Consider the following 13,031-nt stretch of genomic DNA (forward strand, 5'->3'; position numbering starts at 1 on the left):
CCTCAGCCCTTCCGCAGCAGCACGTGCTTCTTCTTGCCGAAGGACAGCTTGATCACGCCGTCCTTCATGTCGGCGGCGCGCAGCACGGAGCGCTCGTCGCTGACCTGGACGTCGTTGACGCGCAGGCCCCCGCTCTTCACCTGCCGCCGCGCCTCGCTCGTCGAGGGCAGGAGCCGGGCGTATTCCGGCCCGAAGGCGGTGAGCACGCCGATGCCGGCATCGAGCAGGTCGGCCGAGACGGTGACGGTCGGCAGATCCGCCGCGACGGTGCCCTCCACGAAGGTTTTCCGAGCCGTCTCGGCGGCGACGTCCGCCGCCTCGCGGCCGTGCATCAGCGCCGTCGCCTCCGTGGCGAGCGTCTTCTTGGCCTCGTTGATCTCGGCGCCGGCAAAAGCCTCGAGCCGGGCGATCTCGTCCATCGGCAACAGCGTGAACAGCTTGAGGAAGCGGCCGACATCGGCGTCCTCGGTGTTCCGCCAGAACTGCCAGTAATCGTAAGGGCTCAGCATCCCCTCATCGAGCCAGACCGCCCCGGCGGCCGTCTTGCCCATCTTGGCGCCGGAGGCCGTGGTCAGCAGCGGGCAGGTCAGGCCGTAGAGTTGGGGCGTGCCCATGCGCCGGCCGAGATCGAGCCCCATGACGATGTTACCCCACTGATCCGAGCCGCCCATCTGCGCGATGCAGCCGTAGCGGCGGTTCAGCTCGACGAAGTCGTAGGATTGCAGGATCATGTAGTTGAACTCCAGGAACGAGAGTTCCTGGTCGCGCTCCAGCCGCATCCGCACGCTGTCCATCGACAGCATCCGGTTTACCGAGAAGTGGCGGCCGGCGTCGCGCAGCATCTCGATGTAGTTGAGCTTGGTCAGCCACTCGGCGTTGTCGACCATCAGCGCCTCGCCCGGCGCTTCGCCGAAGCTGAGGAACTTGGCGAAGGTCTTGCCGATGCCTTGCTTGTTCGCCTCGATCTGCTCGAGCGTCAGGATCTTGCGGGTTTCGTCGCGGCCCGAGGGGTCGCCGACGCGGGTGGTGCCGCCGCCCATCAGCGCGATCGGCTTGCCGGCCTTCGTCGCTTGGAGCCAGTGCAGCATCATGATCGAGAGCAGGTGGCCGATATGCAGCGAGGCCGCCGTGCAGTCGTAGCCGACATAGGTCGTCAGCCGGCCCTCCAGCGCCGCCGTGTCGATGCCTTCGAGATCGGAGGTCTGGTGGATGTAGCCGCGCTCGGTCAGCACCGCCAAGAAATCGGATTTCGGCGCGAAGGGCTCGGCGGCGGTCATGTCGGGTCGGTCTCGATGCTGGGCGTTGGTGGCGCGACAGGGCCGCGGCCGGCATGGTAGCTCCCCGAAACACGAGGAACGTCGGGCGGCTCTGCGTGCCTCTCACACGACGACCGCGGATCGGGCGTCGTGTGAGAGGCACTTAGCAGGGCCACCCGGGAAAGACGACGGGGCGTCACGGCATGACGATGAAGCGCGCGATCGGCCTGATGAGCGGCACCTCCCTCGACGGGGTCGACGTCGCCCTGATCGAGACGGACGGCGAGCGGGTCCAGATCACCAAGGGCCGCAACAACTTCCTCGATCCGCTGGGGCCGACCGGATACCGCGGCTACGAGGAGGAGGAGCGGGCGCTGCTGCGCAAGGCGACGCGCGATGCCGAGAGCGTGACCCTGCCGAGCGACCGGCCCGGGCACCTGCCGGAGGCCGAAGCCTTCGTCACCCGGGCGCATGCCGAGGCGGTGGAGCGCTTCCTCGCCGATAACGGCCTGAGCGCGGCCGACATCGAGGTGATCGGCTTCCACGGCCAGACCGTGATCCACCGGCCGCAGGCGCGCATCAGCATCCAGATCGGCGACGGACAGGCGCTGGCTGACCGCGTCGGCATTCCTGTCGTCTCCGACCTGCGCCGGGCCGATATCGACGCGGGCGGGCAGGGGGCGCCGCTGGTGCCGATCTTTCATAAGGCGCTGGCCGAGGCCGCCGGCTTCGAGGGCGCCTTCGGCATCCTCAACATCGGCGGCGTGGCGAACGCGACGCTGATCGATTCGAAGGGCGGCGTCATCGCCTTCGACACCGGCCCCGGCAATTCGCTCATCGACGAGTGGATGCAGGAACGCGAGAACAAGAACCTCGACGACGGCGGCCGCACCGCCGCGCGCGGCAAGCCCGACGACCAGCTGCTCGCCTGGCTGTTGCAGCACCCGTTTTTCGCCAAGACGCCGCCGAAGTCGCTCGACCGCAACTGGTTCTCCCACAAGCTCGCCGGCCAGCTCTCCACCGAGGACGGCGCGGCGACGCTCACCGCCTTCACCGCCCGCGCCGTGTTGCTGGCCCTCGATCACGCGCCGGAAAAGCCGACGCGCTGGGTGATCGCAGGCGGCGGGGCCAAGAACGGCGAGCTGATGCGGCTCCTGACCACGCTGCTCGACGCCGAGATCCTGATGGCCGACGCCATCGGCTGGTCCTCCGCCTTCCTCGAAGCGCAGGCCTTCGCCTATCTCGCCATGCGCACGCTGAAAGACCTGCCGATCACGTTCCCGAGCACCACCGGCGTGAGCCAGCCGATCTCGGGGGGCGTGCTGTCGCGGCCGCGGTGAAGCCCGTGCAGCGCAACAGGTCTGCCATCCCCAACGATCCTCATGCTGAGGCGCCCGCGCCAGCGGGCCTCGAAGCACGGCCGACGCTCCTGCAGGCCGACGCGCGGCTCGTGATCCTGGATGAGCGGATGCCGTGCTTCGAGGCCGCTCCGCGGCACCTCAGCATGAGGGGCGTGGTGGGTGCCACTGATGGCTTCGGCTGAGGACAGGGCCTTGCGTTCGGTCACACAAGCGCGATGGGTCTCGCGCCGGATCGCCGCGGCAGCTACGCTTGGCCGAAGGTCGAGCCGGAGACGATGACATGGGGCAGCAGCTTCACACGGGTGCCGGCGCGCTCGGATTGCTCCTCTGCACCGGCCTAACGGCCGCGGCCTTCGACTGCGCCAAGGCCCGGCTCCCGATCGAAAAGGCGATCTGTGCCGACCCCGCCGCCAAGGCCTCCGACGACGCCATGGAGGCGGCCTTCGAGACCCTGCGCCCGGCCCTCGCCGGTCCGCAGAGGCAGGCCGCCCTCGACGACCAGCGCGCCTGGCTCAAGCAGCGCAACGCGAACTGCCTGCAGAACAAGACGCCCGCCTCCTGCGTCGCCGACGCGAACGGCGCCCGCACCGGAGTTCTCACCGCCCGGCCGGAATCCGGTCCCGGCCTCGAGCGGCGGCCGCAGCCGTTCTTCGTCCGTCAGGCCGGCAGCCGCGACAAGGTCGACGTCGCCCTCCATCTCTACAGGTTCGCGGATCCGGCCACGCCCGGCGAGCGGTTGCTCAACACCCGCGCCGACGAAACCGTCGCCAAGACCGACTTCAAGAAGGAGGAGCCGGAGGATCGCGACTGGAGCCGCGAGGAGAGCTGGTCGATCGCCTACGCCTCGCCCGCCTTCCTCTCGGTCTGGGCCACGAGCTACGAGTACAGCGGGGGCGCCCATGGCGGCGCCGGCGGCCAGGGCATCCACATCGACCTGCGCCGGGGCCGAATCGTCAGCTTCGCCGACCTGTTCGACGCCAAGGCCGCCGCGGAGATCGACCGGCGCTGTCTCAAGCAGATCAAGGCCGAGAAGACCGAGCGCGGCGTCGGCGACGACGAACAGCCCGATCTCGGCAAGCAGGTAGCCGATGTGGTGAGGAACCTCGGCAGCTGGTCCTTCAAGGAGACGGCGGCCTCGGTGTATTTCGGGCAGTACGCCCTCGGCTCCTATGCCGAGGGCACCTATAACTGCGACCTGCCGATGGACGTGCTGAACACGCTGTCGAAGGTGCCTCTGCCGCCGCGCTGACGGCACGCAACGGACAAGGATCCGGCATGACGCGGGCGATACGCTGGGCGATGTTCGGGATCATCGCCGCGCTGGCTTTGGGCGGTATCGTCCTCGCCTATCCGGCAGCCGCCGCGCTGTCCTGTCCCCAATGCTTCGGCTTCGAGCCCGTTGACGGATCGATCTTCGTTGACCGGGAGGCGACTCCGGACGACCGCACGCGCATCGTCAGTCTGGTCGCCGAGGGACGGGGCAACGTCGAAGCGTTCTACGGCCGGCCCGAGCCGCTGCCGCGCATCCTCGCCTGCACCACCGAGGCCTGCTACCGGCGCCTCGGCGGCGGCGGATCGCGCGGCATGGCGCTGATGGATGCCGGCCTCGTCCTCTCCCCGCGCGCCGACGCGACGATCGCCGCGCACGAACTCGCCCACATCGCATTTCACGCCCGGATCGGCCGGATCGCCACCTGGGAACGAACGATCCCGCAATGGTTCGACGAGGGGCTTGCTGTCTTCATCTCGGAGGATGCCCGCTACCTGGCCCCTGCGAGCGTTTCGGACCGCTGTCTGGTCGAGCCCGACGGCCCGCTCCCGACCGACCGCGCCTCCTGGATCGAGCGTGCCGAGAGCCAGGCGCTCTACGCCAAAGCCGCGTGCCGGGTCGGTCGCTGGGTCTCGCGCATGGGCGGCATGCCTCAGGTGCGCGCCGCGATCACGCGCTGGGGGGAGGGCGCGCCCTTCGATGCCGCCCGGCCCTAAGCGGATGCTGGCCTGACGCGCCGCACCGCGCTAGAGCGGGCCTCACGATGTCCCACAACACGTTCGGCCACCTGTTTCGCGTCACCACCTTCGGCGAGAGCCACGGGGTCGCCCTCGGCTGCGTGGTCGACGGCTGCCCGCCCGGCCTCGCGCTGGAGGCGGAGGAGATCCAGGCCGAGCTCGACCGGCGCAAGCCCGGCCAGTCGCGCTTCACCACGCAGCGCCGCGAGCCCGATCAGGTCAAGATCCTGTCCGGCGTGTTTGCCGACGACCGTACGGGCGGGCGCCAGCTCACCACCGGGACGCCGATCGCGCTGATGATCGAGAACACCGACCAGCGCTCGAAGGACTATTCGGAGATCCGGGACAGCTACCGCCCGGGCCATGCCGACTACGCCTACGACGCCAAGTACGGAATCCGCGATTATCGCGGCGGCGGCCGCTCCTCGGCCCGCGAGACGGCAGCCCGCGTCGCGGCCGGCGCCATCGCGCGAAAAGTGCTGCCGGGCGTCACCATCCGCGCCGCGCTGGTGCAGATGGGGCCGCACGCCGTCGACCGCGCGAACTGGGACTGGGACGAGGTCGGCCGCAACCCGTTCTTCTGCCCCGACGCCAAGGCGGCCGCCCTCTACGAAACCTACCTCGACGAAATCCGTAAGGACGGCTCGTCGATCGGTGCGGTGATCGAGGTGGTTGCCGAGGGCGTGCCCGTCGGCCTCGGCGCGCCGGTCTACGGCAAGCTCGATGCGGATCTCGCGGCGGCGATGATGTCGATCAATGCGGTCAAGGGCGTCGAGATCGGCGACGGCTTCGCGAGCGCCGCGCTCCGCGGCGAGGACAACGCCGACGAGATGCGCGCCAGCAACGATGGCCGCCCGAGCTTCCTCGCCAACCATGCCGGCGGCGTGCTGGGCGGCATCTCCACGGGCCAGCCGGTGGTGGTGCGCTTCGCCGTCAAGCCGACCTCGTCGATCCTGACGCCGCGCCGCACCGTCACCAGAGACAACCGCGACGTGGACCTCATCACCAAGGGCCGCCACGACCCCTGCGTCGGCATCCGCGCCGTGCCGGTGGCGGAAGCCATGATGGCGTGCGTGCTCGCCGATCACTATCTGCGCCATCGGGGGCAGGTCGGCGAGCCGGTCCGCGGCGCCTAAGAACTCGGAACAGACAGTGACCCAGCATTCCCGCGTCTCCGAGGCCGTCGAGGCCTTCGCCCGTGGCGAGATCGTCGTCGTGACCGACGACGACGACCGCGAGAACGAAGGCGACCTCGTCGTCGCCGCCTCGCTCTGCACGCCGGAGAAGATGGCGTTCATCATCCGCAACACCTGCGGCATCGTCTGTGCGCCGATCACCTTCGACGAGGCGCGCCGGCTCCACCTCGCGCCGATGGTCGCCTCGAACGACGCGCCGCTCGGCACGGCCTTCACCGTGACGGTCGACGTCAAGCATGGGCTGACCACCGGCATCTCGGCCGAGCAGCGCTGCAACACGGTGCGCGCGCTGGCCAACGGCAACATGGGCGCGGCCGACTTCGTCCGCCCCGGCCACGTCTTCCCGCTGATCGCCCGCGACGGCGGCGTGCTAATGCGCTCGGGCCATACCGAGGCCGCCGTCGACCTCTGCAAGCTCGCCGAGCTGCCCCCCGTCGGCGTGATCTGCGAACTCGCCAACGACGACGGCACCGTGATGAAGGGGCCGCAGATCGACGCCTTCGCCGAGACGCACGGCCTCAAACGCATCTCGGTCGCCGAGATGATCACCTACCGCCAGGCCCGCGACCGGCTGGTCGAGCGCGTCGGCAGCTTCCCGGTGAAGACCGACCACGGCCCGATGACGGGCTACGCCTACGTCACGCCGTTCGAGACCATCCAGCAATTCGCCTTCGTGCACGGCGAGATCGGCGACGGCCGCGACGTGCTGGTGCGCCTGCACCGCTCCAACGTCGTCGCCGACGTGATCGAGGGCGGCCGGCAGATCGATTGCGTGATGCGCCGTTTCGCGAAGGAGGGCAGGGGCATCCTGGTCTACCTGCGCGACGGCACCGCCGGCGTTCCGCTCTCGCGCATCGCGGAGGACGAGGGCGCCGAAGCGCAGCGCGTGCGCCAGTGGCGCGAGGTGGGCCTGGGGGCCCAGATCCTGCGCGATCTCGGCGTCAGCTCGATCCGCAACCTCGCGACTTCGTCGCGCGCCTATGTCGGGCTCTCGGGCTTCGGCATCGAGCATCTGGGGGACGAGCCGCTGGAGGGGTGAAAACCCATCCGGAGTGCGATGCGGTCCGGGCCGTGAGCCTCTCCTCCCCCTTGTGGGGAGGAGCCGGAGGTGGTGCAGACGGCACCGTTCCGCTCGATCCTGCACCACCCCCCACCCCTACCCCTCCCCACAAGGGGGAGGGGATATGCGCTGCGAAGGCGACGATTGGTTCGCCATCTCGCAAGCAAACCCGGAGTCGTTTCATGACCGAACGTCCCGTGTTTCCGGGCCGCCGCTTCGCCGCGTTCCTGTTCGACATGGACGGCACGGTCCTGACCTCCATCGCCTCGGCCGAGCGGGTCTGGTCGCGCTGGGCCGCCGCGCACGGGCTCGACGTCGCGACTTTCCTGCCCACGATCCACGGCGTGCGCACGGTGGAGACCATCGCGCGGCTCGGCCTGCCGGGCGTCGATCCGCAAGAGGAAGCCGACGCGATCATGCGTGCGGAGATGGCGGACGTGGCCGACATCGACCCGATCGCGGGCGCCGCCGCCTTCCTCGCCGCGCTGCCGCGGGAGCGCTGGGCGATCGTGACCTCGGCCCCCCGGAAACTCGCAGAGTGCCGGCTCGCGGCCGCCGGCCTGCCCCCGCCGCCGCTGATGGTCGCCGCCGAGGATGTCGCGCGCGGCAAGCCCGCTCCCGACTGCTTCCAGCTGGCCGCAGACAAGCTCGGCGTTTCGGCAGTGGACTGCCTCGTCTTCGAGGATGCGCCGGCCGGCATCGCGGCGGCCGAGGCCGCCGGCGCGGCCGTTCTCGTGATCACCGCCACGCACACCAAGGCCATCGCAACGCCGCACCCGACGCGGGCGGGCTACGAGGGCCTGGCCTCGCGGTGCGATCCGGACGGACGGCTCGAACTGGTCCCGGTCGCATAGGCGACGGGGCCTACCGCCCCATCAGCGCATCCACATGCGCGGCCACGGAGCGGCTCAGACCTTCGAGGTCGTAGCCGCCCTCCAGCACCGAGACGACGCGGCCGCCGCCGTGCTTGTGAGCCACCTCCATCAGCCGCCGCGTCGCCCAGCCGAAATCTGATTCGTCGAGGCGTAGATTCGCAAGCGGATCGAGGTGATGGGCATCGAATCCGGCCGAGATCACGATGAGATCGGGCGCGAAGGCGTCGAGCCGCGTCAGGATGCCGGCCTCGAACACCTCGCGAAACACCGCGCCGTCGTCGCCGGCCTTCAGCGGCACGTTGACGATGGTGTCGTGGGTGCCGCGCTCTCCCTTGGCGCCGGTGCCGGGAAACAGCGGCATCTGGTGGGTCGAGGCGTACATCACGGCCTTGTCGTCCCAAAAAATGTCCTGGGTGCCGTTGCCGTGGTGGACGTCCCAATCGACGACCGCGACGCGGGTGGCGCCATGCGCCTTGCGGGCATGGCGTGCGGCGATGGCGGCGGTGTTGAACAGGCAGAAGCCCATCGGCGTGGCGCGCTCGGCGTGATGGCCGGGCGGGCGCATCGCCACGAAGGCGTTGGCGCATTCGCCCGTCATCACCGCGTCGACAGCGTGCGTCGCCCCGCCGATCGCATGCAGCACCGCCTTGAGGGTGCCGGGCGACATCAGCGTGTCGGAATCGATCTGGACGAAGCCCTCATCCGGCGAGGCCTTGGCGATCATCTCGACATACTCGGCCGGGTGGGCGAGCTCCGCCGTCGCGAGCTCGGCCCGCGGGGCGAGGCAGCGGACGAGCGCGGAAAAGCTCTCGCGCTCCAGGGCGCGTTCGACCGCCTGGATGCGGGCGGGGCGCTCCGGGTGCCCGTCCGGCATGGCGTGGTCGAGGGCGCAGGGGTGGCTCACGTACAGCGTGGTCACGGATCATCCTCCCGGCAGCGGAGCCGATCCGACGGCCGGCGCGCGCTGTCTCATCTCGGCAACAAGCGCAGCAAATGCGCCACGGTTCCGCTTGGTAGGACCAGCTTGCCACAGTCCTGGCCACGAAGCTCAGCAAGATAGCGCAAACCCCGTCGTGCGATCCGGCGGGGACCTTCGCCTATCGGGGCAACCACGTCATGCGTTCCCATCTCGCGCTCCTCGCCCTCGCCCCGCTCGGCGCGTCGCTCGCCGGCTGCATGTCGGAGCGGGCCGCGCTGCCTCCGGTTCAGCTCGCCGCGCTGACGCCGCCGGGGGCCGTCGGCCCCGGAGGCGTGACGCCGATGGCGGTGCCCCCGCCGCCGCCGTACTTTCCGCCGGGGCCCGAGCGCGACCGCGAATGGCTGAAGCTGGCGCCCTCCGCCCAGATCAACGATCCCGAGCTCCGGCGCACCGTCATCGACTATCCGACGAAGGAGAAGCCCGGGACGATCATCGTGTCGACGGCCGAGAAGCGCCTCTACTTCGTCATGGCCGGCGGTCAGGCGATGCGCTACCCGGTCTCCGTCGGCAAGGAGGGCGCCTCCTGGTCCGGCACGGCCAATGTCGACCGCAAGATGGAATGGCCGGACTGGAACCCGCCCAAGGAGATGCTCGCGCGCAAGCCCGAGCTGCCCACGCGCCTCGAAGGCGGCCCGCTCAACCCGATCGGCGCACGCTCGCTGTTCCTGGCGCAGAACGGCAAGGACACGCTGTTCCGCATCCACGGCACCAACGAGCCCGAGAAGATCGGCCAGTCGGTCTCGTCGGGCTGCATCCGCATGCTCAACGAGGATGCGATGGACCTCTACACCCGCGTTCCGATCGGAACGAAGGTCGTGGTGCTGTAGGCACGGACCCACCGGACATGAGACGCGGATCGACGGGGCGGCACAGGGTGCCGCCCCGATTTGTTTTGGGCTGCACCGTCCTGCACCTGCGCCCGCAGGTGGGAATCGGCAAAAAGCGGCGGATTGCCGACACCATTTCGAAAGCACCAATCGTGATGGCGCTTTAACCTGAAATTCCGTTCAGATTTGCCCGTTAACCTCTGAGAGCAATCCCGGCTCGTACAGTCACGACATAGAGAAACACGGGACCGGCAGAACACAGGCCGGAGGGAAGCAGGACATGAGCAACCTTTCACTTCAACTCTTCTGCAACCGTATTGCCGCGGCCGGCCGCATGACGCGCGACGACGTGCGGAGCCTCAGCGAGGACCACCTCGCCGACGGCCTGGCGCATCGCGACGAAGTCGACCTGCTGCTCGCCCTCGATCGGGCCGTCACCGACAAGGACGCCGGCTTCGCCGACCTGCTCATCGCCCTCGTCGTCGATTTCGTGGTTTGGGCCGAGCGCTCGACCGGCACCGTCGGGAACGATGCCGCGGGCTGGCTCGCCGCCTCGATCGCGGGCCGCTCGGGGCCGACCCCGACGGGTGCGCGGATCGCGATGGAGGTCGTGCGCGAGGCCCAGACGAGCGACGAAGACCTGATCTCCTTCGCCCTGGAGGCGAACAGCTGGACCCGCCAGCCCGTCGCCATGCGCCGCCAGCATTTCGCCCTCGCCGCCTGAGCCGTGGCCTGTCCCTGCCGGCCAGAGCGCGGGGCAGGATTGTATTCACTTTCGCCGGTCGCCCGGCACAGCTTTCGCCGGCTGCGCAAGTGCTTTATCGGAATGCAGCCGGGGCTTTGCTCCGCCACCTGTCCGACGACGCTTCCTCCCACTTGCGGCCTGCGATGTTCGAAAAGATCCTGATTGCCAACCGGGGCGAGATCGCCTGCCGCATCATCAAGACCGCCCGGCGGATGGGCATCAAGACGGTGGCGGTCTACTCGGATGCCGACCGTGACGCCGTCCACGTCGCCATGGCCGACGAGGCGGTGCATATCGGTCCCGCTTCGGCCGCGGAATCCTACCTCGTGATCGACAAGATCATCGACGCCTGCAAGCAGACCGGCGCACAGGCGGTGCATCCGGGCTACGGCTTCCTCTCCGAGCGCGAATCCTTCCCGAAGGCGCTGAAGGCGGCCGGGATCACCTTCATCGGGCCGAATCCGGGCGCGATCGCCGCCATGGGCGACAAGATCGAGTCGAAGAAGGCGGCGGCCGCCGCCAACGTCTCGACCGTCCCCGGCTTCCTCGGCGTGATCACCGACGCCGAGCACGCCGTGAAGATCGCCGACGAGATCGGCTATCCCGTCATGATCAAGGCGTCCGCCGGCGGCGGCGGCAAGGGCATGCGCATCGCGGAATCCGCGGGCGAGGTGAAGGAAGGCTTCGACCGCGCGAAGTCCGAGGCCGCATCCTCCTTCGGCGACGACCGCGTCTTCATCGAGAAGTTCATCGTCGACCCGCGCCACATCGAGATCCAGGTGATCGGCGACAAGCACGGCAACGTGATCTATCTCGGCGAGCGCGAGTGCTCGATCCAGCGCCGCAACCAGAAGGTCATCGAGGAAGCCCCGAGCCCGCTCCTCGACGAGGCGACCCGCAAGACGATGGGCGAGCAGGCCGTCGCCCTGGCGAAGGCCGTGGACTACGACTCCGCCGGCACGGTCGAATTCGTCGCCGGCCAGGACAAGTCCTTCTATTTCCTCGAGATGAACACCCGGCTCCAGGTCGAGCATCCGGTCACCGAGATGATCACCGGCGTCGACCTCGTCGAACTGATGATCCGCGTCGCGGCGGGCGAGGAGCTTCCGCTGACGCAGGACGAGGTGAAGCTGAACGGCTGGGCCGTCGAAAGCCGCGTCTACGCCGAGGACCCGACCCGCAACTTCCTGCCCTCCATCGGCCGCCTCACCACCTATAGGCCCCCGGCCGAGGGGCCGGTCGGCGAGGCCATCGTGCGCAACGATACCGGCGTGGAGGAGGGCGGCGAGATCGCGATCCACTACGATCCGATGATCGCCAAGCTCGTCACCTGGGCGCCGACCCGGCTGCAGGCCATCGAGGCGCAGGGCACCGCGCTCGACGCCTTCGCCATCGACGGCATCCGCCACAACATCCCGTTCCTGGCGACGCTGATGGCGCATCCGCGCTGGCGCAAGGGCGATCTCTCGACCGGCTTCATCAAGGAAGAATTCCCGGACGGCTTCGTCGCGCCCGCTCCCGAGGGTGCGGTTGCCCTGCGGCTCGCGGCCGTGGCGGCGGCGATCGACCACAAGCTCAACGTGAGGAAGCGCGGCATCTCGGGCCAGATGCGCGATCCGGGCCTGCTGCATTTCGAGCGCGAGCGCGTGGTGCATCTGGGAGACGAGACCTTCGACGTCACCGTCGCGAACATCGGCAACGACCTCGTGGTCACGAGCGCGGACGGCACGGTGACTCCGGTGCGCAGCGACTGGCATCCGGGGCAGCCGGTCTGGACCGGCACCGTCGGCGAGGAAAGCGTGGCCATCCAGGTCCGCAGCGTCCTCAACGGCGTCTTCCTGCAGCATGCCGGCGCCGCCGCGAACGCCCGCGTCTACACGCGCCGCGAGGCCGAACTCGCCGCCCTGATGCCGGTCAAGGAGACCGGCGATTCCGGCAAGCAGCTGCTCTGCCCGATGCCCGGCCTCGTGAAGCAGATCCTGGTCGAGGAAGGCCAGGAGGTGAAGGTCGGCGAGCCGCTCGCCATCGTCGAAGCCATGAAGATGGAGAACGTGCTGCGCGCCGAGCGCGACGGCAAGATCGCCACGATCGCGGCCAAGGAGGGCGACAGCCTCGCGGTGGACGAGGTGATCCTGGAATTCGCGTGAGCGTATGCCGCGAGGACAACGGCCGCCCGGAATATCCGACCTCGCCTACAATGAGCAGGCGAAGCTTCTGGCCACGGGACTCAACAACGTGGCTGTTGCGTTCATCGTGGTTGGCGTGGTGACGCCGATCACCGCAGTGAGTTTCGGCGTTCCGTCTGCACCGGCCATCAGCGTCTGGACGGCGATCTTTGCCGGAATTTGGTTCTGCGCCGCAGCAGGCCTACATTGGTTGGGACGACGCGTTTTGCGGAGCCTCAAGCCGTGAATTCCGGGCAGATCTTCGTCACTTTCGTGATTCCGGCTTTCGTTTTGACGGCAGCTTACTTGGCCGTGCTCGCTCACGAGCGCGCCGGCAGGCGGCTCGATCGCAAGCCACCGGGCGAATAGCGGCACGGTCCGCAATCCGCTTACCGTCGATCGATCAGAGCCCTTGCCGCTGCCGGACACCCCGTCTCTGCCGAAGGATGAGAGCGTGCGGATCGTGTGTTCCGCGCCCTGGCGGAGGGCGCGGACATGAGGCTCGAAGCGGCGTCGGCGGTCCCCGATCTCTCGCCCGCCGCTTGCGTGACCTCATCGTG

12 protein-coding genes are annotated in these 13,031 nt (G+C 69.0%); 9 read left to right on the plus strand and 3 right to left on the minus strand.

Annotated features, from left to right (window positions below):
- Positions 1 to 2: 2 nt before the first annotated feature.
- On the minus strand, positions 3 to 1,277 hold the full coding sequence (gene tyrS / locus MFF07_RS09920) for a tyrosine--tRNA ligase (protein ID WP_147816742.1): 1,275 nt from the start codon (positions 1,275 to 1,277) through the stop codon (positions 3 to 5).
- Between the two features lie 182 nt (positions 1,278 to 1,459).
- Here tyrS and MFF07_RS09925 point away from each other — a divergent pair, with 182 nt between their 5' ends.
- The 6 genes from MFF07_RS09925 (at position 1,460) to MFF07_RS09950 (ending at position 7,734) form a co-directional block, all read left to right on the plus strand.
- Positions 1,460 to 2,596, plus strand: a complete 1,137-nt coding sequence (locus MFF07_RS09925; RefSeq protein WP_147816743.1) for an anhydro-N-acetylmuramic acid kinase — start codon at positions 1,460 to 1,462, stop codon at positions 2,594 to 2,596.
- Between the two features lie 301 nt (positions 2,597 to 2,897).
- The gene (locus MFF07_RS09930) at positions 2,898 to 3,866 is read left to right on the plus strand and encodes a lysozyme inhibitor LprI family protein (RefSeq protein WP_238231739.1); all 969 of its coding nucleotides are present in this window, start codon (positions 2,898 to 2,900) and stop codon (positions 3,864 to 3,866) included.
- A 26-nt stretch (positions 3,867 to 3,892) separates the two neighbouring features.
- Positions 3,893 to 4,603, plus strand: coding sequence for a hypothetical protein (locus MFF07_RS09935; RefSeq protein ID WP_147816745.1), 711 nt, complete (start codon positions 3,893 to 3,895; stop codon positions 4,601 to 4,603).
- Between the two features lie 47 nt (positions 4,604 to 4,650).
- A complete protein-coding gene (gene aroC / locus MFF07_RS09940) occupies positions 4,651 to 5,760 on the plus strand; it encodes a chorismate synthase (protein WP_147816746.1) in 1,110 nt (369 codons plus the stop codon).
- A 16-nt stretch (positions 5,761 to 5,776) separates the two neighbouring features.
- Positions 5,777 to 6,859: a 3,4-dihydroxy-2-butanone-4-phosphate synthase gene (ribB, locus tag MFF07_RS09945; RefSeq protein WP_147816747.1), complete on the plus strand. Its 1,083-nt coding sequence runs from the start codon at positions 5,777 to 5,779 to the stop codon at positions 6,857 to 6,859.
- Between the two features lie 203 nt (positions 6,860 to 7,062).
- Positions 7,063 to 7,734 carry an HAD-IA family hydrolase gene (locus tag MFF07_RS09950; RefSeq protein ID WP_147816748.1) on the plus strand — a complete coding sequence of 224 codons (672 nt, stop codon included), beginning with the start codon at positions 7,063 to 7,065 and terminating at the stop codon, positions 7,732 to 7,734.
- A gap of 10 nt (positions 7,735 to 7,744) precedes the next feature.
- Here the strand turns inward: MFF07_RS09950 and MFF07_RS09955 are convergent, their stop codons facing one another.
- Positions 7,745 to 8,674: a histone deacetylase family protein gene (locus MFF07_RS09955; protein ID WP_147816749.1), complete on the minus strand. Its 930-nt coding sequence runs from the start codon at positions 8,672 to 8,674 to the stop codon at positions 7,745 to 7,747.
- 197 nt (positions 8,675 to 8,871) lie between these two features.
- Between MFF07_RS09955 and MFF07_RS09960 the strand changes: the two genes are divergently transcribed.
- The 3 genes from MFF07_RS09960 (at position 8,872) to MFF07_RS09970 (ending at position 12,453) form a co-directional block, all read left to right on the plus strand.
- Positions 8,872 to 9,561, plus strand: coding sequence for a L,D-transpeptidase (locus MFF07_RS09960; RefSeq protein ID WP_238231741.1), 690 nt, complete (start codon positions 8,872 to 8,874; stop codon positions 9,559 to 9,561).
- A gap of 280 nt (positions 9,562 to 9,841) precedes the next feature.
- The gene (locus MFF07_RS09965; RefSeq protein WP_147816750.1) at positions 9,842 to 10,285 is read left to right on the plus strand and encodes a hypothetical protein; all 444 of its coding nucleotides are present in this window, start codon (positions 9,842 to 9,844) and stop codon (positions 10,283 to 10,285) included.
- Positions 10,286 to 10,449: 164 nt separating this feature from the next.
- Entirely contained in the window at positions 10,450 to 12,453 is a 2,004-nt protein-coding gene (locus tag MFF07_RS09970; protein WP_147816751.1) for an acetyl-CoA carboxylase biotin carboxylase subunit, read from the plus strand.
- Positions 12,454 to 12,498: 45 nt separating this feature from the next.
- Here MFF07_RS09970 and MFF07_RS09975 read toward each other — a convergent pair whose 3' ends face one another.
- Positions 12,499 to 12,846 (minus strand): hypothetical protein, encoded by a 348-nt coding sequence (locus MFF07_RS09975; RefSeq protein WP_187272483.1) that lies wholly within the window; start codon positions 12,844 to 12,846, stop codon positions 12,499 to 12,501.
- Between the last annotated feature and the right edge of the window lie 185 nt (positions 12,847 to 13,031).

This window comes from Methylobacterium thuringiense, assembly GCF_022179645.1.
Taxonomy (GTDB): domain Bacteria; phylum Pseudomonadota; class Alphaproteobacteria; order Rhizobiales; family Beijerinckiaceae; genus Methylobacterium; species Methylobacterium thuringiense.

What these genes read in the sequence shown, in the direction of transcription:
- tyrS (WP_147816742.1), bottom strand. Translation starts at nt 1,277, where the DNA reads ATGACCGCCGCCGAGCCCTTCGCGCCGAAATCCGATTTCTTGGCGGTG.
- aroC (WP_147816746.1), top strand. Translation starts at nt 4,651, where the DNA reads ATGTCCCACAACACGTTCGGCCACCTGTTTCGCGTCACCACCTTCGGC.
- MFF07_RS09950 (WP_147816748.1), top strand. Translation starts at nt 7,063, where the DNA reads ATGACCGAACGTCCCGTGTTTCCGGGCCGCCGCTTCGCCGCGTTCCTG.
- MFF07_RS09930 (WP_238231739.1), top strand. Translation starts at nt 2,898, where the DNA reads ATGGGGCAGCAGCTTCACACGGGTGCCGGCGCGCTCGGATTGCTCCTC.
- MFF07_RS09970 (WP_147816751.1), top strand. Translation starts at nt 10,450, where the DNA reads ATGTTCGAAAAGATCCTGATTGCCAACCGGGGCGAGATCGCCTGCCGC.
- MFF07_RS09935 (WP_147816745.1), top strand. Translation starts at nt 3,893, where the DNA reads ATGACGCGGGCGATACGCTGGGCGATGTTCGGGATCATCGCCGCGCTG.
- MFF07_RS09925 (WP_147816743.1), top strand. Translation starts at nt 1,460, where the DNA reads ATGACGATGAAGCGCGCGATCGGCCTGATGAGCGGCACCTCCCTCGAC.
- MFF07_RS09960 (WP_238231741.1), top strand. Translation starts at nt 8,872, where the DNA reads ATGCGTTCCCATCTCGCGCTCCTCGCCCTCGCCCCGCTCGGCGCGTCG.
- MFF07_RS09965 (WP_147816750.1), top strand. Translation starts at nt 9,842, where the DNA reads ATGAGCAACCTTTCACTTCAACTCTTCTGCAACCGTATTGCCGCGGCC.